This window comes from Nocardia sp. NPDC050799, from assembly GCF_040654015.1.
Taxonomy (GTDB): Bacteria; Actinomycetota; Actinomycetes; order Mycobacteriales; family Mycobacteriaceae; genus Nocardia.
In genome coordinates, this window is the sequence record NZ_JBFAHF010000031.1 from 7,983 (window position 1) to 32,653 (window position 24,671).

Sequence of the window (24,671 nt, forward strand, 5' to 3'; positions counted from 1 at the left end):
GGCTGGGCCGCTTGCGCCGTATCTCGCGTCGTGCCATGTCGGCCCCGTCCTCGGGTTCGAGCAAGGGGCACGCCCGGCGTCGGGTAGGCGCCGCGACTCACTCGGTGGGCGCGAACGCCTCCTCGATGATCTCGGCCTGCTCCACCGCGTGCACCTTGCTCGAACCCGAGGACGGGGCCGACATGGCACGACGCGAGATACGGCGCAAGCGGCCCAGCCGCTCCGGCAGCAGCTCCGGCAGGTTCAGGCCGAAGAACGGCCACGCGCCCTGGTTCGCCGGCTCCTCCTGGACCCAGGCGATCTCGGTGGCGTTCGAGTACCGCTCCAGGGCCTCGTTCAACCGGAACTTGGGCAGCGGGTAGAGCTGCTCGACCCGGACGATGGCGACATCGTCACGCTTGCGCTTGGCCTTCGCGGCGGCCAGCTCGTAGTAGAGCTTGCCGCTGGTGAGCAGGACGCGCTTGACCGCGGCGCGGTCGCCGATGCCCTGTTCGTAGGTGGGCTCGTCGAACACCGAGCGGAACTTGCTCTCGGTGAAATCCTTGAGATCGCTGACGACGGCCTTGTTGCGCAGCATCGACTTCGGGGTGAAGACGATCAGCGGACGGCGGATACCGTCCAGCGCGTGCCGGCGCAGCAGGTGGAAGTAGTTCGCCGGGGTGGACGGCACCGCCACCGTCATCGAACCCTCCGCGCACAGCTGCAGGAAGCGCTCGATACGGCCGGAGGTGTGGTCCGGGCCCTGACCCTCGTGCCCGTGCGGCAGCAGCAGCACGACCTCGGACAGCTGGCCCCATTTGGCCTCACCGGAGGAGATGAACTCGTCGATGATCGACTGGGCGCCGTTGACGAAGTCACCGAACTGGGCCTCCCACAGCACCAGCGCGTCCGGGTTACCCAGCGAGTAGCCGTACTCGAAGCCGACGGCGGCGAATTCGCTCAGCGCCGAATCGTGCACCGCGAACCAGCCCGGGTTGGCGCTGTTGAGGTTGTGCAGGGGGGTGTACTCGGCCGCGGTCTTACGGTCGATGATCACCGAATGGCGCTGGGTGAAGGTGCCGCGGCGCGAATCCTGGCCGGTCAGCCGGACCGCGCGACCCTCGTCGATCAGCGTGCCGAAGGCGAGCAACTCGGCGAACGCCCAGTCGACCTTGCCCTCGTAGGCCATCTCCCGGCGCTTCTCCAGCACCGGCTGCACCCGCGGGTGCACGCTGAAACCGTCGGGCACGTTCAGGAACGCGTCGCCGATCCGCTGCAGCACCGATTTGTCGACCGCGGTGAGCACGGTGGACGGGACCTGCTGATCGTCCTCCACCGATGCGCTCGGTCCCTGGGGATACTTCTCCAGCTCCCGGACCTCGTTGAAGACCCGCTCCAACTGGCCCTGGTAGTCGCGCAGCGCGTCCTCGGCCTCTTTCAGCGAGATATCGCCGCGGCCGATCAGGCTTTCGGTGTAGCTCTTGCGAACGCTGCGCTTGGTGTCGATGACGTCGTACATGTACGGCTGGGTCATCGACGGGTCGTCGCCCTCGTTGTGACCGCGACGGCGGTAGCAGATCAGGTCGATGACCACGTCCTTGCGGAACTTCTGCCGGAAATCGACCGCCAGGCGCGCGACCCAGTCGCACGCCTCCGGGTCGTCGCCGTTGACGTGGAAGATCGGGGCGCCGATGAACTTGGCGATATCGGTGGAGTACTCGGTGGAGCGGCTGTTCTCCGGGGCCGTGGTGAAACCGATCTGGTTGTTCACCACGATGTGGATGGTGCCGCCCACGCGGTACCCGCGCAGGCCCGACAGGTTCAGGGTCTCGGCCACCACGCCCTGGCCGGCGAACGCGGCGTCACCGTGCAGCATCAGCGGTACGACCGAGAAGCCCTCGGGGCCGTCGCCCTTGTCCAGCAGGTCCTGCTTGGCGCGGACCAGACCCTCGAGTACCGGATCGACCGCTTCCAGATGCGAGGGGTTGGCCGTCAGCGAGACCTCGATCTCGTTGTCACCGAACATCTGCAGGTAGTTGCCGCGCGCACCGAGGTGGTACTTCACATCGCCCGAGCCGTGGGTGGCGGCCGGGTTCATATTGCCCTCGAACTCGGTGAAGATCTTCGAGTAGGGCTTGCCCACGATATTGGCCAGCACATTGAGGCGGCCGCGGTGCGGCATACCGATGATGACCTCGTCCAGCGCGTACTCGGCGCACTGGTCGATCACGGCGTCCATCATCGGGATGACGGTTTCGGCGCCCTCCAGTGAGAAGCGCTTCTGGCCGACGTATTTGGTCTGCAGGAAGGTTTCGAACGCCTCGGCCGCGTTGAGCCGGTTCAAAATGTACTTCTGCTGGGCGACGGTCGGCTTGACGTGCTTCTGCTCGACCCGGTCCTGCATCCACTTGAGCTGGTCTTCTTCGAGGATGTGGGTGTACTCGACACCGACGTGGCGGCAGTAGGAATCGCGCAGCACCGACAGCACATCGCGCAGCTTCATCCGCTCTTCGCCGTGGAAGCCGCCGACATTGAACTCGCGGTCCAGATCCCACAGGGTGAGGCCGTGCTGCGTGACATCCAGATCGGGGTGGCTGCGGAACTTGTCCTTGACCAGGCGCAGCGGATCGGTGTCGGCCATCAGGTGACCGCGGTTGCGGTAGGCGGCGATCATCTCGAGCACCCGGGTGCTCTTGTCGACGCCGCGTTCCTTGATGTCCTTGCGCCAGCGCACCGGCTCGTACGGCACGGCCAGACCGTGGAAGATCTCGTCGTAGAACTCGTCCGCGATGAGCAGCTTGTGGATGGTGCGCAGGAAATCGCCGGATTCCGCGCCCTGGATGATGCGGTGATCGTAGGTGGAGGTCAGCGTCATGAGCTTGCCGATACCGATATCGGCGATCCGCTCGTCGCTCATACCCTGGAACTCCGCCGGATACTCCATGGCCCCGGCGCCGATGATCGCACCCTGGCCCTGCATCAGCCGCGGTACGGAGTGCACGGTGCCGATGGTGCCCGGGTTGGTCAGCGAGATGGTGACCCCGCTGAAGTCCTCGGCGGTCAGTTTGCCGTCGCGGGCGCGGCGGACGATGTCCTCGTAGGCGGTGTGGAACTGACCGAAGGTCATGTCCTCGGTGCCCTTGATGGCGGCGACGACCAGGGACCGGCTGCCGTCCTTACCGGGCAGGTCGATGGCCAGACCGAGGTTGGTGTGCGCGGGGGTGACCGCGTTCGGCTTACCGTCGACCTCGGCGAAATGCCGGTTCATGTTCGGGAACGCCTTCACCGCCTGCACGATCGCGTAGCCGAGCAGATGGGTGAAGGAGATCTTGCCGCCCCGGGTGCGGGCGAGATGGTTGTTGATGACCAGCCGGTTGTCGATCATCAGCTTGGCCGGCACGGCCCGCACGCTGGTGGCGGTCGGGATGCTCAGCGACGCCGACATGTTCTTGGCGACCGCGGCGGCGGCACCGCGCAGCACCTTCTTCTCGTCCGCGGCCGGAGCCGGTTTGGGCGCACCCGAGGTGGCGGCGGCATTGGATGCCGGGGCCGGGGTCGTCTGCGGGGCCCGCTGCTGGGCGGCCGCGGTGGTCCGCGCGGCGGTGGTGGCGGCCGGGGCGGACTTCGGCGCGGCGGCCGGCGCGGACGTGGTGGCCGGAGCGGTCGGGGCGGTGGCCCGGGTCCGGACCGAAGAATTTTCGGCGGGCACGGCGGCAGGGGCGGATTTCACCGCCGCGGTCGGCGCCGGAGCAGACTGGGTGTTACCGGATTCACCGGAGATCTCGGGGGTGTAGTCGGCGAGGAACTCGTGCCAGCTGGCGTCGACCGAGGATGGATCCTGTTTGAACTTCTGATACATCTCGTCGACCAGCCACTGGTTCTGACCGAACTGGGATTTTGAGCTGCTCACAGCAGGTGTTCGCCTCATTTCGTTCTTCGCGCTGCGACGTTTGTGACGTGCCCGGCACAGGGCCTCGGCGGATGGATACCGATACGCCCTGAAGACGAGGATATGCCCCCGCGCACATCCGCTCGGTCACCGACCACCGGACAATCCCGACCTCATTGTTGACGACTCGTCCTCGACCGAGAGTATTCCTTCGCCGCTTCCGGCCGCTGTCCAGAGGCGGGCATAGTGCCCACCGGCCGCCACGAGCTCGGCATGAGTGCCCACTTCGACGATCCGGCCGTGCTCCACGACGGCGATCCGATCGGCCCGCGCGGCCGTGGCCAGCCGGTGCGCGACCACCACCGTCGTGCGGTGGCGAGCCAGCGATCCGGTCGCGGCCAGCACTTTCTCCTCGGTGTCGGGGTCGAGGGTGGCGGTCGCCTCGTCGAGCAGCAACAGATCGGGGTCCACCAGCTGGGCACGGGCCAGGGCGATGAGCTGACGCTGACCCGCCGAGAGTCCGCGCCCGCGCTCGCCCACCGGCCGGCGGAATCCGCCGGGCAGGCCGGCGATCATCTCCCGCGCCCCGACCGCCCGGGCGGCCGCCTCGATCTCCGCCTCGGACGCGTCAGGCTTCCCGAATGCAATATTGCTCGCGATATCGCCGGTGAACAGGTGAGCTTCCTGCGGGACCATCCCGAGCCGGGCGCGGTAGCGGTCCAGCCGGTAGTCGCGGATGTCGACGCCGTCCACCCGGATGACCCCGGTATCGGTGCCGGAGAGGTCGTAGAGGCGGGCGAGCAGTTTGACGATGGTGGATTTCCCGGCGCCGGTCGCCCCCACCAGAGCCAGAGATTGCCCGGGCGCGACCGCCAGATCCACATCGTCGAGCGCGAAACGCTCGGTGCCCGGGTAGCGGAAACGCACCGCGTCGAGAGCCAGATCACCCCGCAGGCCCGCGGCGATCGGATCGGCGTCGGGCGGATCGGCGCCGATGGAGGACGGGGTGCGCAGCAGATCGCCGATACGGTGCAGACCCACCCGCGCCTGCTGGTATCCGTCGAACACCTGCGACAGCTGCTGGACCGGACCGAACAACAGCTCCAGGTACAGCACGAAGGCGACCAGGGTGCCGGTGCTGGTGGTGCCGGCGGCCACCGCGTGCGCCCCGGTGAACACCACCAGGGCCAGTGCCAGATCGGTCCACGCCGCCACGAAGGCGAAGTACAACGCGATGGCGCGCTGGGCCCGCATCCGGCTGCGCCGGTACTTCGTGGAGTATTCGGCGAATCGGTGGGCCGCGAGTCGCTCGTGCCGATTGGCCTGCACCGCCCGCAGTCCCGCGATGTTCTCCTGGAAATCCGCGTTGACCGTGGAGACCCGTTCCCGGGAGACGGTGTAGGCCACCGAGGCGACCCGGCGGAACACCGCCGTGGCGATGATCAGCGGCGGCAGCACCCCGAGCAGGACCACCAGGGCGAGCCGCAGATCGATCACCACCAGGGCGACCGCGATACCGCCCAGCGACAGCACGCTCACCAGCGCGGTGGACACTCCGGTCTGCAGGAAGGTGGACAGGGCGTCCACATCGGTGGTCATCCGGGTCATGATCCGGCCGGACAGTTCGCGTTCGTAGTAGTCCAGCCCGAGCCGTTGCAGGTGGGCGTAACTGCGGACACGCAGTCCGTACAGCACCCGTTCGCCGGTGCGGGAGGTGAACAGGGTGGTCGCGGCGGCCACCACCCAGCCCGCCAGCACCAGCCCGGTACCCAGTGCGGCCGACCAGGTGAGGGCGGACGGCTGCCCATCGGTGACGCCGGCGTCGATCGCATGGCGGACCAGGGGCGGAAAACCGATCCCGATCAACGCGTCGAGTGCCAGCAGGGCCATCGAGGCCAGCACCAGGGTTCGCACCGGCCACAGCAGCCGGCCCAGCCGGAACCCCGGGTCCGGTTCCCGGAGCCGGGACTCGTCCAGCCCCGGCCGCTCGGTGGCGGCGGGCAGCGCGTCGATGGCACGGCGTAGTTCGGGGGTCGCGCTGAGGTCGGGCGTGGGGCCGAAGCGGTCGGCGGACGCGGCCGCGGGCAGCCGGTCGGGCTGGAAGACCGGGCCGGCGACCGGCACGGTGTCCGGTTCGGGCAGGCGGATCACCCGGTCGGCAGGGGCGAGGGTCGACTCGCGATGGGCCAAGATGATGGTGGTGCGGGTGCCCTGATCGGGCAGTGCGCCGAAGATGGCGGCCTCGGTCACCGCGTCCACCGCGGAGGTGGCGTCGTCGAGCACCAGGATGCGCGGCCGGGCCAGTAACGCCCGGGCCAGGGCGATGCGCTGCCGTTGACCACCGGAGAGGGTGAGCCCGCGTTCCCCGACGACGGTGTCGTAACCGTCCGGCAGCTGTTCGATGAACTCGTCGGCGGCGGCCTGCCGTGCGGCGGCCCGGATCTCGTCGGGTGTGGCGTCGGGCCTGCCGAGGGCGATATTGGCGGCCACGCTGGAACTGAACAGGAATGGATCGTCGAAAACCACGCCCACCGCGGCGCGCAACTGCGCGGCGGACACCTCGGCGATGTTCACCGGCTGCGCGGCACCGGTGCCCAGCAGCCGGATCCGACCGGCATCGGGCGCGTAGAACCGGGGTAGCAGCAGCGACAGCGTGGTCTTGCCCGACCCCGCCGGTCCGATGATCGCCACCGTCTCGCCCGGCCGGACCCGCAGGTCCAGGTCGCGCAGGACCGGTTGCGCGGGATCGAAGCCGAAGCTCACCCCGTCGAGTTCGATACCCAGCGGGCCCTCCGGCACCGGGACCGGTCGCGGCGGATCGGCCACCGCCGGACCGGCGTCGATCACCTGATACACTCGTTCGGCCGCGGCCCGGGTGAGCTGGGCCAGGATGAGCACCGACGCCATGGTGCGGGCGGTGGTGGTCATGGTGGTGACATAGGCGCTGAACGCGAGGAAGGTGCCGAGACCGATCTGGCCCTGCAACGCGAGCCAGCCACCGACGGCGATCACCACCACCAGCCCCGCCTGCGGGATGGCCGCCAGTGTGGGGGAGAAGCGGGCGTTGATCCGGGCCGCGCGCATCCGCTCGGCGAACAACCGGCGGCCGTGCTGTTCGAGCACATCGACCATGCGGGCTTCCTGGCCGAACCCCTTCACCACCCGGACCCCGGTGACCGTCTCCTCCACGTGCTGGGCGAGTTCGGCGGCCCGCTGCTGGGCCGACCAGGTGGCGGCGTGCAGCTTGGGCCGCATCCGGTACACCACCACGATCACCAGCGGCACCATCAGCAGCGCCACCGCAGCCAGCGGCGGGGACAACCACAGCATCACCGCGGCGGCGAGCACGAACTGCAGAAACGACATTCCCGAGAGCGGGGCCATCGCCAGCAGCGACTGCACCAGCTGGAGGTCGGTGATCGAGCGGGAAACCACCTGCCCGGTGCGCAGCGCGTCCTGACCGGCGCCGTCCAGCCGCTGCAACGATCCGAGCAGCTGCACCCGCAGCCCGTGCTGGACGTCCAGTGACAATTTGCCGGCCAGCATCCGCCGCCCGAAGGACGCCGCGAACCGGCCCGCCGCCAGCAGGGCCAGCAGCCCGGCGACGATACCGATCACCCGGGTAGCCCCGCTGGTGGCCGAATCCACGGCCCATTTGGTGAGCAGCGGTGCCACGATCTCGGCCGCCGCGCCGGCCACCAGGGCCACGGCGATACCGGCCAGCGTGCCCCCGAAACGCCGGCACTCCGACCACAGCCTGCGAAGCCATCCCGGCCGCGCGCCGCTACCCATGGGCCCCCCTTCACCTCGACCTGTCATCGACCATAACGACGCCCGGCGACAAGGTCTTGTTCCCGGCGCTCCCGCCGGGACAGGCTCAGCGGATCACAGTTCGGCCCGGCGCAGCGCCCACCAGCCGGCCGCGCCGACTCCGACGGTCCACAGCAGCAGCACCACGATCGCGGCCGGGGCGGGGGCCAGCAGATCGCTGTCGGTGAACGAGCCGGCCAGGACGGTGCTCAGCGTCGCCGAACCGGGTAGCAGCGTCGCCGCGCCCGGCAGCCCGATCCCGGCGGTCACCACCCAGAGCAGCGGCTCGGCGAGCAGCAGCCAGACCAGTACCGCGCCGACCGCCAATGCCGGTGAGCGCAGCAGCAGCCCGAGCCCGGTGCCGATCACCGCCCAGCACGCCGCGGCCAGCAGACCGCCACCGAGTACCGCGAAGAACGCGGCCGTGATCTCGATTTTGCCGCGGCCGAACAGCAGCAGGCAGACCATGGCCACAACCTCGACCGCCAGCGCGGCCACCACAGCGGCGGCGGCGGTCACCAGGTATTTCGACCCGGCCAGCCGGTCCCGGTCCATCGTGAACAGGGCGGTGGTCACCAGTGTGTTGTGCTGGTGTTCACCCGCCGCTCCCGCGGCCCCGAAAACACCCGCCGCCACGACGACCGCGAACAGCGCCAGATACAGCCCGATGGTCGCCGTACCGGTCACCGGATCGCTGTCCGGGTCACGCGGCCCGGCCATGATCGCGGTCACCGAAGCGGCCACGATCGTCAGGGCGACCAGGGTCCCGGCCAGCACCCGGGTGTAGCGCAGGGTCACCGCTTTGCGGTACTCGGACAGGACCGGCGGGAGCAGTTCCGCGGGTACGACGTCGATCATCGGGCAACCCCATACGGCAGCGAGGTGGGCGGCGGCATACCGGGTCCGACCGGCTGCGGCGCGGCCGCGTGGGTCAGGGAGGCGAGTACCCGGTCGGGATGGATCCGATCGGCGACTATACGGTCCAGCCGGACATCTGCGGCGCGGGCGGCGGCCACGATATCGTCCTCGGACGCGTCCGCCACGGCCAGTTGATCGTCGGGCCGGATCACCGCGTCGGTGAAACCGCGGGCGGCCAGGGCGGTGGCGACTGCGATGGACGACGAGGAGGCCACCACCAGACGATCCGGGTTACGGCGCCGCAGGCGGGCCGGGCTGCCCTGATAGACCACCGACCCGCCGCTCAGCACCACCAGATGATCGGCGACCGGCAGCGCCGTCACCAGGCTGGGGGTGGTGAACAGTACGGTGCCGCCGCGCCGCGTGTGCTCCCGCAGGAAACCCTGCAACCAGGACAGTTCGCCCAGCTGCATACCGGCGGCGGGATCATCGAGCACCAGCAGTGGCGGGTCGGGCAGCAGGGCCGTCGCCAGCGCCGCGCGGGTCTCCTCACCGGGGCTCAGATCGTCGGGGACGGCGCGGGCGCGCTCGGTGAGACCGGTGATCTCCAGCACGGCGCGCACCCGGCGGTCCGGGCACCCGGCCGCGGCGGCATAGACCCGCAGATGGTCGCGGACCGTACGGCGCGGATGCAGACCGCGTGGCGCGAGGACGGCGCCCACCGCCGCGCTCCCGCGGCCGCCGGCCACCGTGGCCGATCCCGCCGTCGGCGGGAGCAGGCCCAGCAGGATCCCGGCCACCGTCGACTTCCCGGAACCGGGCGGGCCCACCAGCGCCGCGCAGGTACGCGCCGCGACCTCGAAGGAGATGTCCTGGGCACCGATACTGAAATCCTCGTACCGCTTGGTCAGACCCCGGACCGTGATCGCCGGGCGCGCCGAGGGCGTCACCGCGGCCCGGCCGGTGGCTGGGTCCCACGGTGACGCACACCGGTCTCCTCGCGCGGCAGTTCGCTCGGATCGCCCTGCGGCAGCGACTTCTTCGGCTGCTCCAGCGCGGCCGGCACCTCGGCGTCGATCACCATCTCGTCGGGGAAATACGCCGGCGCCGGGCCGAATGCCTCGCGCGCGTTGTTGACGGTCGCCTTGCCCAGCGCCCGGTTACCGACCCCGCCGATCACCGCGCCGATCCCGGCGGGCAACACCTTGCCCGCCATCAACGCGGCACGTTTGGTGATGAAGCGGACGAGGAACCGTTTGAGCAGCGAATCGTTCATCCCGGACAGACCCGGGATCTTGTTGGCGAACACCGTGCCCCAGTTCTTTGCCGAGGTACCGACACTCTTCTGGACGATCTCCATCCCGCTGTCACCGAGAACCACCGCGAGCACCAGCGCCCGCCGCTGCTCGGTGTTCTCCGGCCGAACTCCGTGCACCGAGGCCACCGCCAGCGTGAACAACGCCGACGCCTCCATGAAGAACGTGGTCTCCGCGCTCACCGCCGCCAGCGCGGCGATGGTCCCCACTCCGGGAATCGCGGCCGACGCCCCGACCGCGCTACCGCTGCCGGTCACCGCCAGCAGATACTGGCGTTCGAGCCGTTCGACGAGCTGCGCGGGCGACTCGTCGGGATGTGCGCGCCGCAAGCGCGCGACATACTTGGCGACGGCGGGTGCTTGTAGCCGGGAACCGTGATCCAATGCCTCGACCACGGCCTTTTCCAATGCCCCGTTACGCACGGCGTCATCCCTCCTCTGCGGCCTCTGTGCACTGTAGGGCACGAAGGCCGGACGTTCGCTCCGACTGGTAACGGACTACCCATCGCGCAGGTTCCGTACCTACTGTGCCCCGTGTTCCTCCGGGACCACTTCGGCCGGGACGGGGGGTGGTGGGGGTGTGCCGTCGCCGAAGGGGCGGCCGCCGAGGGATTCGCGGCCGTGGGGGGTGAGCCAGTTGGCGAGTCTCGGGCCCTGGGGGACGATCCGGGTCGGGTTGATGTCGGTGTGGACTTTGTAGTAATGGTCCTTGATCTGCGCGAAATCGATGGTGTCGCCGAATCCGGGGGTTTGGAACAGGTCGCGGGCGTAGGCCCACAGGACCGGCATCTCGCTGAGTTTGCTGCGGTTGCATTTGAAATGGCCGTGGTAGACGGGGTCGAACCGGGCCAGGGTGGTGAACAGCCGGATATCGGCTTCGGTGATGGTGTCGCCGACCAGATAGCGCTGCCCGGTCAGCCGGTCCGACAGCCGGTCCAGGGCGGTGAAGAGCCGGTCGTAGGCGGCGTCGTAGGCATCCTGGGCCCCGGCGAAACCACAGCGGTACACGCCGTTGTTCACCTCGCGGAACACGCGTGCGTTCACCTCGTCGATCTCGGCGCGCAGTGCTTCCGGATACAGCTGCGGCGCTCCGTCGCGGTGGTACTCGGTCCATTCGAGGGAGAAGTCGAGGGTGATCTGCGCGTAGTCGTTGGTGACGACCTGGCCGGTCGGTACGTCGACGATCGCCGGCACCGTGATACCGCGCGGATAGCCGGGGAAACGGGCCAGGTAGGCGTCGCGCAGCCGCGGGATCTTCAGCACCGGGTCCACCCCGCCCGGGTCCAGGTCGAAGGTCCAGCTGAGCTTGTCGTGGGTGGGACCGCACAGGCCCAGCGAGATCACCGATTCCAGGCCCAGCAGGCGGCGCGCGATCAGGGTGCGGTTGGCCCACGGGCAGGCGCGGGCGGCGACCAGCCGGTACCGGCCCGGTTCGACCGGGTAGCCGTCGCGGCCGTCGGCGGTGATCCGGGTGGTGATGTAGTTGGTGTCGCGTGTGAATTCGCCCGGTTCGACGTAGGTGCCCTGTGCGGTTTCCGAGTCGGTCATGGCACCAGTCTCGCAGGACCGGCCCATAAGCTGACGGTATGAGCGCTACCGAACCCACCCGGCTGGAACGCACGATCACCGCCGGCGGTGCCGAAGTCGCCACATTGACGCTGGCGAGCCCACCGCTGAACCTGTTCGATCAGGCCATGTTCGACGCCCTGGTCGCCGATATCGCCGAGCTGTCGGCGCGGCCGCCGCGCGCGTTGCTGATCCGGGCCGAGGGCAAAGTGGTCTCGGGCGGGGTGGATGTGCACACCTTCGACGGGCTCACCGCCGCGCAGGGAGCCCAGCTGTGGCAGGACCTGTTCGCTCGGATCAGCCATCCGATCGAGGCGTTGCCGTGCCCGGTGCTGTTCGCCGCGCACGGTCTCACCCTCACCGCGGCGTTCGAGATCGCGCTGGCCTGCGATCTGATCCTGGCCGCGCCGAAGGCGAAGTTCGGGCTGGTGGAGATCGTGGTCGGGTTGACGCCGTCGATGGGTGGGCCGCAGCGGCTGGCCGAACGGGCCGGGTCGGGCCGGGCCCGCGAACTGGTGATGACCGGCGATCTGTACGACGCGCAGACCATGCGCGAATGGGGTGTGGTGAACCGGATCCACGAGGATCTCGACACCGCGGCGGTCGAGCTGGCCCATCGGCTGGCCGAGGGGCCCACTCGCGCGCATGCCGCCACCAAGCGGATCGTCGAAGCGTGGCGGTCGGGCGGGGTGGCGCACGCGGATTCGGTGACACCGCAGGTGTCCGGTGACCTGTTCGCCACCGAGGACCTGCCGCGGGCGGTGCGCAGCTTCCTGGAACTGGGACCCGGGAAGGCCACCTACCGGGGGCGCTGACCTATCGGATGACGATTTCGTCATCCGATCCCGGCGATTCGCCGACTCCGCACCCTAATTTGTGATCTGCGTCATATAGTCACAGGTGTCAGGCTGTTCGACTGTGCGGAGGTCCGATGCAAGGCGGTACGACCACGATCATCGGGCCCGCGGCCGATCCGTCCGGCCCGGTGCGGCAGTCCGGCGGCGCTTCCGGCCGGCGGCCGGATCCGGTGGAGTTCCATATCGTCGACGCCGGCGCCGCGGCGCCGCTGTCGCGGGGCGCGGACGGCATCCTGCGCTACGGCAACCTCAGCCCCGCCCTCACCGAACTCCTCGATCTCCAGGTGCATGCCTTCTCCAACCGGGAGGCCGTGGTCGAGGTCGGCGGCGGCCGGCTGACCTATCGGGAGCTGTGGCATTCGGCCTCCCGGGTGGCCGGTGGGCTGCAGGAGCAAGGGATCGGCTACGGGGACCGGGTCGCGGTGCACATGCCGCCGGGGGTGCGCTGGGTGCGGGCGTTCCTCGGGGCGCTGCTCAGCGGGGCGGTGCCGGTGCTGGTCCAGTACGGGCTGCCGCGCCCGGCGGCCGACAAGGTCATCGCCGACAGTGATGCCGATTTCGTTCTGGGCGCGCCCGAACGGGGTTGCGGCGCCACTCGCAGCGACAGCCGCTGGGCCGCCGATCTGCCCGACGGCGCCGCGTTCATCGACGACGGTGCGGCGCTCGGTGATCTGGCGCTGCTCTGCTACACCAGCGGGGCCGGGGCCGGCGCGGTGCCGACCGGGGTGGAACTGACCAACGAGAATCTGCTCTCCGCCATCCGCTCGATGGTCGCCGCCCTCGATCTGCCCACCGACGGGATGCGCAATCTCGTGCTGCAGCCGCTGGCCCACGCCAGCGGCTGTGTCGATCAGCTGCTGCCCACCTTCGCGGTGGGCGGCACCGTGGTCCTGGCCCAGGGCACCGGTGCGGTGGCGGCGGCGATCGCGGAGGAAGGCGTGGACACGCTCGCGGCCAGCACCCGTATTCTCGGCGGCCTGCTGCCGGAGCTGGCCGCGGGGCGTGCCGGCGGATTGCGCACCGAGCGGGTGATCCGGATCAGCACGGCCGGTCATCGCGCCGACGCCGGGGAGCCCGGGTCGGCGTCCGCCGGTGATCTCGGTGCGGTCTTCCCCTCGGCCCGGCAGTGGTCGGTGTGGGGTGCGACAGAGACCAGCGGGATCGGGCTGGCGCTGGGGCCGACCGCCGGTCCGGCCGCCGACGGCGACGGCGACGGTACCGTGCTCGGGTTCCCGTTCGGCGGTACCGAGCTGGCGCTGTGCGGGCCGGAGGCCGCGTCGGGGCGCGGCGAGCTGCTGTGCCGCGGCCCCAATGTGACCAGGCGCTACTGGAACGATCCCCAGCGCACCGCCGACCGGTTCACCGGCAGCTGGTTCCATACCGGCGACCATGTGTGCATCGGCACCGACGGCCTGGTCCGGCGCAGCGCCTGAGCGTCAGGCGACGAGTCGTTCCCGCAGCCGCTCCCGCAGGTCGGACGTGAGCCCCACGGCGCTCAGATACGCATCGAAATCACCGTGCAGTTCGATTCCGGATTCGAGGCCCGCGCGCAGGTACTCCTCCCGTACCTCGAGCACGGCTTGCGGCAGATCCGCGCCGAACTCGTCCTTCAGCGAGGTACGCAGTTCGGCGACCGCCTGGTTGCTCAGCAGGTAGTCGCCGAGGATCTCGGACTCGGTGACCCCGACCGCGCGCAGCAGCGTGGCGATGGTCCAGCCGGTGCGGTCCTTACCGGCGGCGCAGTGCACCAGGACGGCCCCGCGGTCGGCGACGATCGCCTCGGCCAAGGTTGTGATCGCAGCGTGCGCCTCGGGCCGGGCCGGGAAGTTGCGGTACACGTCCATCATGTAGGCGAGCGCGGCGCCGGGCGCGTCCTGCCGGCCGGCGCCCGCCTCGTGCGGGGGCGCGGTGACCGTTCCGTCGTCGAAGGGGGTGATGTTCAGCCGGATCTCCGGGGGCAGGTGGTCGGCGCCGGCGCGTTCGATCTCCAGGTGGCCGCGCAGATCGTGGACCGCCCCCACGCCCAGTTCCCGGAGGGTGGCGTGGCCGGCGTCGTCGAGCCGGCTGAGCTGGGCCGAACGGAAGAGGACTCCGGGTCGTGTCGTCCCGCCGCCGTGCAGACGCAATCCGCCGAGATCTCGAAAGTTGAATGTGCCGCTGATCCGGAGATGCCCGGCGAGGGGAGAGCTTGTCACCGCATCAGGCTAACTGCCGCCCGACCGTGCGCGTTGTGTGATGCCGCACAGCCGACGAAGATCGCCGGGACCCGGTCGTAGACTTGCCGATGGTCTCTGTCATGAGGCGCTGTGGCGGTACGGGTACGTCGCCCGGGGCTCGGTCCAGGGTGGGCCGGACGTACGTGTACCGGGTTTCCGCAGTATGCGGAATCGGTCCCGAAAGGGCCGTAAAAACAGTCTTCGGGTACGGGTTTCCCGTCAGAACTGTTCTCAAACCCCGAAAACCTTCTAATATCGAGAAGACGGATTGGATAGGCTGCAACTTCCCGACTATGCCTACCGATCCGACCGGCCACTGCGGTGCCGAGTTTTCGGTCCGGAGTGTGCGAGTTGTTTGCCGAGGGAGCTTGCGTTGGGCGTACGTGGAGAAATAGCGGAGGTCCGGATCCGGTCGGCCGTGCGAGAAGCGGTCGATCATGCAGACGCGGTTATGGATATCACCGGATTACGGGCGCTGCGGGTCTTGCTGCACGCCGGGGTGAGCGCCTACTGGCCGCTGGTCAAGTCGACGCCGGTGCAGCAGATCCACGCCTACTCCAAGACCGTTCAGACCCTGTGCCGGCACTGGGATTCGACCGCGGAGTATGTACCCGACCCGGTGGTCTCCAAGCGGCAGCGGGCCCAGCAGCGCGATGTGATCGAATGGCTCGAGCTGTGTGCCGCCCGTTCGGGTACCCGCTGGATCGAGCCGGTCGAATCGGTGGCGTCCTACGTGATCATGGTGGTCCAGGGTTCGGTGCTGCGGTGGCTGGCCGATTGTGACGACGAGGTCGTCCTGGTCGCCTTCGACGATCTGGTCTCCAATCTGGTCACCCGGGCGATCGACGCCGGAAACCAGTCCCGATAAAGCTGGACGTTCGACCAGTACGGTGGTTGAGTGGTCGGGTGAGTGTGACCTCGCCGATTACTTCTCTGCATGCGGCCACCGCCGATCTCGATCCGCCGTTGGCCGCGGTGGACCTCACCGCCCTGCGGGCCAATGCCGCCGACCTGGTGCGCCGGGCTGCGGGCCGGCCCATCCGGGTGGCCAGTAAATCCGTGCGCTGCCGCGCGGTCCTGGAGGAAGTGCTCGGCGCCGGCCTGACCGCCGCGGGCGGCTTCGCCGGCCTCATGTCGTATTCGCTCGCCGAGGCGATCTGGCTGGTCCGGCAGGGCGCTCGCGATGTGCTGCTCGGGTACCCGAGTGCCGATCGCGCGGCGCTGGCCGAACTCGGCGGCGATCCGGTCCTGCTCGAGGCGATCACGCTGATGATCGACGATGTGGCGCAGCTGGACCTCGTCCGTGCCGCGGTCGGCAGTGTGACCGTATATCCCCGGGTCTGCCTGGATGTGGACGCCTCGCTGCGAATCGGTCCCGTGCATCTCGGGGTGCGCCGCTCGCCGATCCGGACCCCGGAACAGGCCGCCGAACTGGCCGAGACGGCCGTCGGCCGCGGGTTCCGGGTGGTCGGACTGATGACCTACGAGGCGCAGATCGCCGGACTACCGGACACCTCGCTGCCGGTGCGCCTGGTGAAGAAGGCCTCCGCCCGGGAGATCGGCCGGCGCCGGGGCGCGGTGCTGGACGCCGTGCACACGGTGACCGGTCCGCTCGAGATCGTCAACAGCGGGGGTACGGGTTCGATCGAATTGTCCGCCGCCGCACCGGGAGTCACCGAGATCACCGCGGGATCGGGGCTGTACGTGCCGACGTTGTTCGACGGATATCGATCGTTCCGGCCCAGGCCCGCATTGTATTTCGCGTTACCGGTCCTGCGCCGGCCCGCGTCCGGAATGGTCACGGTATTCGCCGGGGGATATATCGCCTCCGGGCCGACGGGGGCTTCGCGCGTACCTGAAGCGGTGTGGCCCAAGGGATTGCGGCTGCTCGGTACGGAAGGTGCGGGCGAGGTACAGACACCGTTGGCCGGAGCCGCGGATCTGTCGATCGGGGACCGGGTGTGGTTCCGGCACGCCAAGGCCGGTGAGCTGTGTGAACGGTTCGACCGGTTGTATCTGGTGGACGGTGACGGCTCGCGCGTGGCGGTACCGACATATCGTGGCGAAGGTAAATGTTTCGGATGAGCGGTGGCCGAATCCGATACGGCGGAGACGCATTATTCCGGCAGTAATTCCCGTTGCTCCCCCGTAATTTCGGGAAACTGCGCCGACTGTCCCAGCAGGACGAAACCGTCCACGAATTCCTAGTTTTTATCCAGTCGGACGAAGCGCGAAATATGCGCCAATTCGTCGAGGGTCTCCGGCAGAAATTCGGTGAGCAGTGGGGAGCGTACGATCACCGCCCGCCGGCGGGCCCGGCCCACCGCGTCGTGTACCAGCGCGGGCGACAGCAGGACACCGACGGGAATCGGCGAATCCTCGGGACTCGACGCCGCGAGGGAGAGCAGGACCACCGCCGCCTCGCGGCCCCGGAGCAGATCCGGAGTGCCCACCAGCACCTCCTCGAACCGTGCCCGCGCCAGCAGGTTTCGGATCCGGCCCACCTGGGCGCGGTAGGGGGATACCACGACGATGTCGTGCGGTTGCAGGAGCCGGGGCCCGGTGCCGTCGTCCCATCGCTGTCCCAGCAGGTTTCGGATCTGGTGCAGGACCTCGCGGGCTTCGGCGTCGGAGGCGGTGCTGTTGCCGTGGTGATCCACCGGCACCGTGGCGATTCCGGGTTCGACGGCATCGGCGAACGGCTCGGCGGGCGGCGGGTACGCCCGCAACCGGCCTTCGAAGTAGAGGGGTGACAGCGCCTCGCTCAGCCGCGGATGCAGGCGCCGGGTCCGGCCCAGGAAGTAGCCGTGGGTGGTGGGCAGCGTCACGTGACCGGAACTCGGCCAGGAGAGGGCCGGGGTGTGCACCGGTTCCGGATGCGGCCCCGGATCGAGGTCGTACCGGGCGGCCGGATCGCCGGTGAGCAGCAGGTTGCGGGCACTCACCGAGACCGCGGCCGTGGTCGCCAGCGGGAAGGCGTTCGCGTCGGCGATCACCAGGAGGTCCAGCGATTCAGGCGGGATCCGCAGGGGGTCGGTGAAGTCGGCGGGCGTACCCCCCACGACGCAGCCGCGGATCGCGTTCGCCAGGAACCGGGGGTAACGGTCGGCTTCCAGGATCAGCCATTCGGGAGCCACGGCCACCGACTCGCTCTTGGCGACCAGTTCGGGCAGCACACCCGCGCGCACTACCGCGTCGAGCAGGTTCTCGACCGGCGCGGCGGTCGGCGCGACAATACCTATCCGCCAGTTGTCCGCGGTGACCAGCGCGGCCAGTACATCGGCCAGGACGGCGGTCCGGCCGGTCCCGGTGGGTGCCTGCACCGCGAGATACGAGCGGTCCAGATCGCGCAGCACCGCGGTGATCGCGGCCCGCGGGTCGTCTCCGGCGGGCGGTAGTTGTGGCCCGGCGGAATTCGCGGCAGCGGCGCCGAGGCGGGGTGGGCGGCGGGTCAGCAGGTCGAACAGGGCGGTCGCGGGGATCGCGGGGAGTGAGACGAGCAGCTGCCGGCCGATATCCTCCGTCGCGTCCGCCGCGGCGACGGGTGGTTCCGGCAATGCCGGTGCCAGCGCGACGGGTAGTTCGTCGTGCGGTTCGGCCCCGGGCGCCAGCGTCTCCTCCAGGCGCACGGTATCGGCGAAATCGGTGTCCGCCGCACAGCCGAGGACGGTGGCGGTCCCGCAGGTGCGGACGGCTCGCGGTGCGCGTCCGGCGGGTTCGTAGACCACACAGACCGTGGTGCCCGGCGCGAGGCCCGGACCGGCCAGCCGGCCGGTGAGCCGCAGGAAGCGGCGCACCGTATCGCCGGGACCGATATGCCATTTCGTATCGACCGCGGCCGAATCGGCCACCATGACCCCGGGTTCGGCGGACCAGTCGGCCGGTGGGTGGGTCAACCGGTCGATATGCGCCCACCAGGCGGTCTGCTGTTCCCGGCGGTGATACCCGAGCAGCGCGGCGGTCAGCGCGGCGACCCGGTGCGGCTCCGCCGGATCGTCCGCCTCCGCATCCGGGCGCCGGCCGGCGAATTCGGCCAGGGCGGCCTCGGTGGACGAGGGTTGCGGCGAGGGCGTTTCGCGCAGCAGGCGCTCCAGCGTCTGGACGTGCCCGGCCGGCGGTTCGCCCACCTGCTCGCGCAACCGGTCCGCGAGCCGCAGCACGGTGGGGGCCCCGGAACCCACCGAGGTGGCACCGAGCACCGCCGCGACGGCGGGCAACGCGTAGGTCTGCGATCCGGCGACGAAAGCGCCCCGGAATATCGGATACAGGTCCACCAGGGTGCCCGCCCGCAGCAGCACGTCCACGGTTTCCTCACCGAAGCCGAGCCGGGCACCGGTGTGCAACAGAAAGGTACGGGCGGCGGCGGTGTAGTGGTAGATGTGCAGATCGGGATCGGCCAGCAGTGGTTCGGTGAGTGCGGCGAGGATATCGGTGAAGGCGCGGCGCCCGGCGGCGCGCAGTTCGTGCCGCCGCGCGGGGCCCAGTGTGACGCCGGGCGATTCGAGCGGGACCTCACGGGTCAGGCGGACGGTATCGCGGGCGGCGACCTGGATCCGTAACCGGCCGGGGGCGATCTCGTCCACCTGGAGTGCGAGGTCGCCGGGGGTGGCGGCGGGCAGCATATCGAGGGCGGACGGGTCGGCGGTGACGTATTCGCCGCGGCCGGAATGTTCCTGGCGCAGTTGGACGACGGCCTGGGTGCGCAACCGGGTCAGCAGGCGTGGGGGTATCTCCGGCGCGGCAACGGTGCGGGTGGTGAGCCGGTCGATGGTGGTGACACCGGCCGCCCGGAGCGCGGCCCGCGTGGGCAAGTCCATCCCGGCCACCAGCAGCAGATCCCGGGCCTCGGCGCGAGCGGCGCGGCAGACGGCACACCGGTGGCAGGCACGGAAGCGCGGATCGCCCCACTGCACCGGCAGCAGCTCGCTGGAATGCTCGGCCAGGATCTCGGTGATCCGGTGCCGACGGGCCAAATACACCGGCCGGGTGTCGGAGAGCGCGACCGGCCGGGTCCCGGCTTCCGAGTGAACCGAAAGCTCCGGGTCGACCCGGATCGACCGTTGCTCGAACAGTGCGGCGGCGACCGTGATCCGCAGCGCCGTGGCGACCGGTCCGGAACCGTCGGTATCGACGCCGTGCAGCCGGACACCAACGGCGTTGCGGGTCAGCAGATCGGCGGAGGCGAACACCGCACCGTCGAAGACGACCGGGTTGCGCACCGCCAGTGCGCCGGTGACGATGGCGGCCAGGGTCTCGGTGTGCGCGGTGGACAGTGCCGCGAGCGAATCGGGAAGTGTTCCCGGAGGGGAGATCTCGATCAGCGTGCTCGCGTACCGCTGCCCGATATCACCGAGTACCCGGTCGAATGCCGTGACCTCCTCGACGTCGCGAGCGTGCTCCGCTGTCGCGCAGTCGCTGTCGTCACCGGGGAGCGGGCCGACGGTGCCCAGTTCGGCGTCGAGCGCACGCAGCAGCGCGAATTCGCAGCGCGCGGCGCGCACCAGATCCGTGGCGCCGTACACCACCCGATCACCGACAACGAACAACTATGGCCCTCCTGCGCCCAGTGCCGCCCCGGCCGACGCTCGCGCGCGGGCCGGACGGGCCCCACTGTAGCCACCGGGTCCGACCTGGTGGAACGGGCCGTGCGTCAGGAACGCGGTTTCCGGCGATCCTGACGTTTCGGGCCGTCACGGCGGGGGCCGCGGCCGATCGAGCGATGCCCGGGCCCGCCCTGATCGAGCTGCAGCTGGATCAGCACACCGCTGATGCGGGTGCTGCGCAATGCCTCCAGTGTCTCCGGCGGCAACTGGGCGGGCAGTTCCACCAGGCTGTGGTCCGGCCGGATACTGATATGCCCGAAATCGCTGCGCCGCAGGCCGCCCTCGTTGGCGATGGCGCCGACGATCGCGCCGGGCACCACCCGGTGCCGTTTGCCCACGCTGATGCGGTAGGTGGCCAGCTCCGCGCCGGTCGCGCGATGCCGGGACGGACCCCGGCGCTCCTCGAATCCGCCCTCCTCGAACCGGCGCGGCGCCCGTTCACGGTGCGGCCGCTCCACCGGCTCCGGTTCGGGTTCGAGGAAGAAGCTCTCACCGTCGTGCGCCACCACCGCCAGCGCGGCCGCGATATCGGCCAGCGGGGTGTTGTGCTCCTGCTCGTAGTCCTCGATCAGTTTGCGGAACAGGGCGAGGTTGTCCGAGCTGAGGTTCTCGGTGATGGCGTCGCCGAACTTCGCGACCCGCTGGGCATTCACATCGTCGATGCTGGGCAGCTGCATCTCGGTCAGCGGATGCCGGGTGGCGCGTTCGATGGATTTGAGCAGATGGCGTTCGCGCGGGGCGACGAACAGCAGGGCCTCGCCGCTGCGGCCCGCGCGGCCGGTGCGGCCGATACGGTGCACGTAGGACTCGGTGTCGTGCGGGATGTCGTAGTTCACGACATGGGAGATCCGGTCCACGTCGAGTCCGCGGGCAGCGACATCGGTGGCGACCAGGATGTCGAGGGTGCCCGCCTTCAGCTGGCCGATGGTCCGTTCCCGCTGGGCCTGGGCGATATCGCCGTTGATGGCCGCGGCGGAGAAACCGCGGGCGCGCAGTTTCTCGGCCAGTTCCTCGGTGGCCTGTTTGGTGCGCACGAAAATGATCATGGCCTCGAAGGACTCCACCTCGAGGATCCGGGTGAGCGCGTCGAGTTTGCGCTGATGCGATACCAGCACCCAGCGCTGGGCGATATTGGTGGCGGTGCTGGTCTTGGACTTGACCGTGATCTCGACCGGTTCGCGCAGGTACTGCTTGGAGATCTTGCGGATGGCCGCGGGCATGGTCGCGGAGAACAGCGCCACCTGCTTCTCGGCCGGGGTGTCGGCGAGGATGCGCTCCACATCCTCCTGGAACCCCATCTTCAGCATCTCGTCGGCCTCGTCGAGCACCAGATAGCGCAGCTTCGACAGGTCGAGGGTGCCTTTCTCCAGGTGATCGATCACCCGGCCCGGCGTCCCCACCACGACCTGGGCGCCGCGCCGGAGACCGGACAGCTGGACCCCGTAGCTCTGGCCGCCGTAGATCGGCAGGACGTGGGTGCCCGGCATATGCGTGGCGTAGCGGCCGAACGCCTCGGCGACCTGGATCGCCAGCTCCCGGGTGGGCGCGAGCACCAGCGCGGCCGGCTGCTTGCCGGTGGGATGCTCCTCCAACAGGCCCATCAGGATGGGGATGGCGAAGGCCGCCGTCTTACCGGTACCGGTCTGCGCCAGACCGACCACATCCGTGCCCTCCAGCAGCGGCGGGATGGTCGCGGCCTGGATAGGGGAGGGCGATTCGTAGCCGACATCGGCGATGGCCGAAAGGATGCGGTCATCGATACCGAGATCTGCGAAGGACGGTCCGGCGGTTTCGGGTTCGGTCTCGCCGGGGTGCTCGCCCAGGTTGTCGTCGCCCTCATTGGTGCTCATTGACCAGAAGTTTACTGGTACGGCCTGGTCGTCCGGCCCACCGGCCCATACGGTGTGAGCATGAACGCCGCCCCCACCGAGCTCTCCGACCCCCCGCACGACGGCACGACGGTTCTCGCGGTCGTGCAGTTCGCACCGCATACCGATATCGATGCCAATCTCGTCGCACTCACCGCGCGGGTGCGGGCCGCGGCCGAGCAGGGCGCCCGGATCGTGGTGGCTCCCGAGTACTCGATGTTCGCGCTCGGCCGGCTCGACGAGCGGGCCCTGGCCGCCGCGCAACCGCTCGACGGCCCGTATGTCACCGCATTGGCCGGACTGGCCGCCGAGACGGGGGTGTACCTGGTCGCCGGGGTGGTGGAGACGGCCCCGCCCGGTGACGAACGGATCCACAACACCCTGGTGGTGCTCGGTCCCGACGGATCGCTGCGGACGCGCTATCGCAAGGTGCACCTCTACGACGCGTTCGGTCAGCGCGAATCGGAGGTGGTGGCGCCCGGGCCGGTGGACGAACCGGCGCTGTTCACCGCCGACGGGCTCACCTTCGGCCTGCAGACCTGTTTCGATCTCCGGTTTCCGGAGGGGTTCCGGCGGCTCGCCGTGGCCGGCGCGCAGGTCTTGCTGCTGCCCGCGCAGTGGATTCCCGGACCGGGCAAGGTCGACCAGTGGACCACTCTGCTGCGCGCCCGGGCCATCGAGAACACGGTGTATGTGGCCGCGGCCGACCAATGCGGACCGCGCGGCGCCGGTGCCTCGATGATCATCGACCCCGCGGGCCGGGTGCTGGCCGAACTGGCCGATGCGCCCGGTGTCGCCGTCGCGGAGCTGGAGACCGGCCTGGTGAACCGGGTCCGGCGGACCAATCCGAGCCTTGCGCTGCGCAGATTCGTGGTGACCGCACCGGAAGCGAGTAGCGTCGAAAGGTAATGCTCTACGCCGACCGTCTCACCGCCGGGCGCGCACTGGGAAGCGAACTGACGCACCTGCGTGCGGAGCACCCGCTGGTGCTCGGACTGCCCCGGGGCGGGGTTCCGGTGGCGGCGGCGGTCCGCGATATCGTCGGCGGCGACCTCGACATTCTGCTGGTCCGCAAACTCGGGGTGCCCTGGCAGCCGGAACTCGCGGCGGGCGCGATCGGCGAGGAGGGTGCGCGGGTGCTCAATGCCGATGTCCTGCGCCAGACCGGACTGGACCGGGCGCGGCTCGAGGCCATCGAGGCGGACGAGCGCGCCGAACTGGACCGCCGCCGCATCGTCTGGCGCGGTGACATCCCGCCGATCCCGTTGCGGGACCGGACCGTGGTGATCGTCGACGACGGGGTGGCCACGGGGGCGACCGTGGTCGTGGCCTGCCGGGTGGCCCGGGCCCGGAAACCGCGGCGGATCGTGGTCGCGGTGCCGGTGTCGGCGCCCGAGGCGCTCGACCGGATCCGCGCCGAAGCCGACGAGGTGGTGTGCCCGCAGGCGCCGACCGCGCTGGCCGGGGTGGGCGGCGCCTACCGTGATTTCCACCAGCTCGCGGACGCCGAGGTGACCGACCTGCTCCGGCCGGACGCCCGGTGAAGGGTACCGGGCGTCCGGAGCCGGGTGGGCCGGGTTACAGCTCCGGCTGGGCGTAGCCGGCGACCTGCGCGGTCAGCACCCGCAGATGCTCCAGCGAGCTACCGAGCGTGCGCTCGATGGCGGTGAGCCGGGCCACATAGTGGCTCACCGGGTATTCGGACGTGACGCCGATACCGCCGTGCATCTGGATCGCTTCCTGGCCGAGATGCTTCGCCGACCGGCTGACCTGCAGCCGCGCCCGGGAGGCGATGACCGGGTCCCCGGCACCGTCGACCAGCGACGCGGTGAGGTAGTAGCTCATACTGCGGGCCAGTTCGAGCGAGACGTACATGTTCGCGGCACGCTGGGTGAGGGCCTGGAACTTCGACAGCGTGACACCGAACTGTTTACGGGTCTTCAGATAGTCGGTGGTCAGCCGCAGCGCCTCCGCCATCGCCCCGATCGATTCCGCGCACAACCCGGCTTGGGCCCGGGCGAGCACCTCGTCCACGGCGCTCGTGGCGTCGCCGCCGGTGCCGAGCAGTTCGGCCGGTGCGCCGTCGAGAACGATCTGGGCGCCGCGCAGGCCGTCGACCGTCGCGTAGGCGGTACGGGTCACCCCGGTGGCGTCGGCGGCGACCAGGAACAGGCCCAGACCGCCGTCGGGCAGGGTCGCACTGACCACCAGGTCGTCGGCGCAGTCGCCGTGCGGTACCGGATTCTTGGTACCGCTGAGCGTGTAACCTTCGCCCTGTGCGGTGGCCGCGGTGGCGATCGCGTGATCGGGCCAGCGGGTACCGGGTTCACCGTGCGCGAAGGCCAGCAGTTTCGACCCGGCGGCGACCTCCGGCAGGATGCGCTGGCGTTGGTCGGGCGTGCCCACCGCGCTGATCAGCCCGCCCGGTACCAGGACCGCGTCGAGCAGCGGTTCCGGCGCCAGCCGCCGCCCGATCTCCTCGAGCACCAGCATGGTCTCCACCGGGCCCGCCTCCATACCGCCGTCCTTCTCGGCGAAGCTCAGCCCCAGCACGCCCAGTTCGGCGAGCTGATTCCAGACCTGCCGGCTCCAGCCGAGGTCGGTACCGATGACCTCCAGCCGGGATTCCGGGTTGTAATGGCGATTCAGCAGGTCGCGCACCGTGTCGCGGAGAAGGGCCTGTTCATCGGTGAGATCGAAATCCATAACC

Annotated in this window: 16 protein-coding genes; 6 read left to right on the plus strand and 10 right to left on the minus strand. The window is 69.8% G+C overall.

The genetic code is table 11. The features are described 5' to 3' along the window. Window positions 1-97 precede the first annotated feature (97 nt). The 6 genes from AB0H42_RS26775 to AB0H42_RS26800 all read right to left on the minus strand — a co-directional run bounded on the left by AB0H42_RS26775 (window position 98) and on the right by AB0H42_RS26800 (window position 11,399). Entirely contained in the window at window positions 98-3,907 is a 3,810-nt protein-coding gene (locus tag AB0H42_RS26775; RefSeq protein ID WP_357060747.1) for a multifunctional oxoglutarate decarboxylase/oxoglutarate dehydrogenase thiamine pyrophosphate-binding subunit/dihydrolipoyllysine-residue succinyltransferase subunit, read from the minus strand. Window positions 3,908-4,015: 108 nt separating this feature from the next. Beyond that, window positions 4,016-7,660 (minus strand): ABC transporter ATP-binding protein, encoded by a 3,645-nt coding sequence (locus AB0H42_RS26780; protein ID WP_357060749.1) that lies wholly within the window; start codon window positions 7,658-7,660, stop codon window positions 4,016-4,018. Window positions 7,661-7,753: 93 nt separating this feature from the next. After that, entirely contained in the window at window positions 7,754-8,536 is a 783-nt protein-coding gene (locus AB0H42_RS26785) for an ABC transporter permease (RefSeq protein WP_357060751.1), read from the minus strand. Then, window positions 8,533-9,486 (minus strand): ATP-binding cassette domain-containing protein, encoded by a 954-nt coding sequence (locus AB0H42_RS26790; protein WP_357060753.1) that lies wholly within the window; start codon window positions 9,484-9,486, stop codon window positions 8,533-8,535. Before AB0H42_RS26790 ends, AB0H42_RS26785 begins: the two co-directional genes overlap by 4 nt. Further along, complete coding sequence (locus tag AB0H42_RS26795; protein ID WP_357060890.1) at window positions 9,483-10,259, minus strand: hypothetical protein; 777 nt, start codon at window positions 10,257-10,259, stop codon at window positions 9,483-9,485. The genes AB0H42_RS26790 and AB0H42_RS26795 overlap by 4 nt, the downstream gene beginning before the upstream one ends. Window positions 10,260-10,373: 114 nt before the next feature. Further along, window positions 10,374-11,399 carry a glutathione S-transferase C-terminal domain-containing protein gene (locus AB0H42_RS26800; protein WP_357060756.1) on the minus strand — a complete coding sequence of 342 codons (1,026 nt, stop codon included), beginning with the start codon at window positions 11,397-11,399 and terminating at the stop codon, window positions 10,374-10,376. A gap of 38 nt (window positions 11,400-11,437) precedes the next feature. Between AB0H42_RS26800 and AB0H42_RS26805 the strand changes: the two genes are divergently transcribed. Together AB0H42_RS26805 and AB0H42_RS26810 are read left to right on the plus strand one after the other, a co-directional pair. Beyond that, window positions 11,438-12,232: an enoyl-CoA hydratase/isomerase family protein gene (locus AB0H42_RS26805; protein ID WP_357060758.1), complete on the plus strand. Its 795-nt coding sequence runs from the start codon at window positions 11,438-11,440 to the stop codon at window positions 12,230-12,232. Between the two features lie 116 nt (window positions 12,233-12,348). Next, entirely contained in the window at window positions 12,349-13,707 is a 1,359-nt protein-coding gene (locus tag AB0H42_RS26810) for an AMP-binding protein (RefSeq protein WP_357060760.1), read from the plus strand. A 3-nt stretch (window positions 13,708-13,710) separates the two neighbouring features. Here AB0H42_RS26810 and AB0H42_RS26815 read toward each other — a convergent pair whose 3' ends face one another. After that, window positions 13,711-14,469 carry a tyrosine-protein phosphatase gene (locus tag AB0H42_RS26815; RefSeq protein WP_357060762.1) on the minus strand — a complete coding sequence of 253 codons (759 nt, stop codon included), beginning with the start codon at window positions 14,467-14,469 and terminating at the stop codon, window positions 13,711-13,713. A gap of 472 nt (window positions 14,470-14,941) precedes the next feature. Here AB0H42_RS26815 and AB0H42_RS26820 point away from each other — a divergent pair, with 472 nt between their 5' ends. Next, window positions 14,942-15,358: a TetR family transcriptional regulator gene (locus tag AB0H42_RS26820; protein WP_357060765.1), complete on the plus strand. Its 417-nt coding sequence runs from the start codon at window positions 14,942-14,944 to the stop codon at window positions 15,356-15,358. A gap of 44 nt (window positions 15,359-15,402) precedes the next feature. Next, complete coding sequence (locus AB0H42_RS26825) at window positions 15,403-16,575, plus strand: amino acid deaminase/aldolase (protein WP_357060891.1); 1,173 nt, start codon at window positions 15,403-15,405, stop codon at window positions 16,573-16,575. 119 nt (window positions 16,576-16,694) lie between these two features. On the opposite strand, the gene AB0H42_RS26830 is transcribed toward AB0H42_RS26825, so the two are convergent. Together AB0H42_RS26830 and AB0H42_RS26835 are read right to left on the minus strand one after the other, a co-directional pair. Then, on the minus strand, window positions 16,695-20,036 hold the full coding sequence (locus AB0H42_RS26830) for an AAA domain-containing protein (protein ID WP_357060767.1): 3,342 nt from the start codon (window positions 20,034-20,036) through the stop codon (window positions 16,695-16,697). A 104-nt stretch (window positions 20,037-20,140) separates the two neighbouring features. Beyond that, window positions 20,141-21,943 (minus strand): DEAD/DEAH box helicase, encoded by a 1,803-nt coding sequence (locus AB0H42_RS26835; RefSeq protein ID WP_357060769.1) that lies wholly within the window; start codon window positions 21,941-21,943, stop codon window positions 20,141-20,143. Window positions 21,944-22,003: 60 nt separating this feature from the next. On the opposite strand from AB0H42_RS26835, the gene AB0H42_RS26840 reads away from it, so the two are divergent. Both AB0H42_RS26840 and AB0H42_RS26845 read left to right on the plus strand, forming a co-directional pair. Next, a complete protein-coding gene (locus tag AB0H42_RS26840; protein ID WP_357060771.1) occupies window positions 22,004-22,870 on the plus strand; it encodes a carbon-nitrogen hydrolase family protein in 867 nt (288 codons plus the stop codon). Next, window positions 22,870-23,505 (plus strand): phosphoribosyltransferase family protein, encoded by a 636-nt coding sequence (locus AB0H42_RS26845; protein ID WP_357060774.1) that lies wholly within the window; start codon window positions 22,870-22,872, stop codon window positions 23,503-23,505. Before AB0H42_RS26840 ends, AB0H42_RS26845 begins: the two co-directional genes overlap by 1 nt. A 34-nt stretch (window positions 23,506-23,539) precedes the next feature. Here AB0H42_RS26845 and AB0H42_RS26850 read toward each other — a convergent pair whose 3' ends face one another. Then, window positions 23,540-24,667 carry an acyl-CoA dehydrogenase family protein gene (locus AB0H42_RS26850; protein ID WP_357060776.1) on the minus strand — a complete coding sequence of 376 codons (1,128 nt, stop codon included), beginning with the start codon at window positions 24,665-24,667 and terminating at the stop codon, window positions 23,540-23,542. Window positions 24,668-24,671 lie beyond the last annotated feature (4 nt).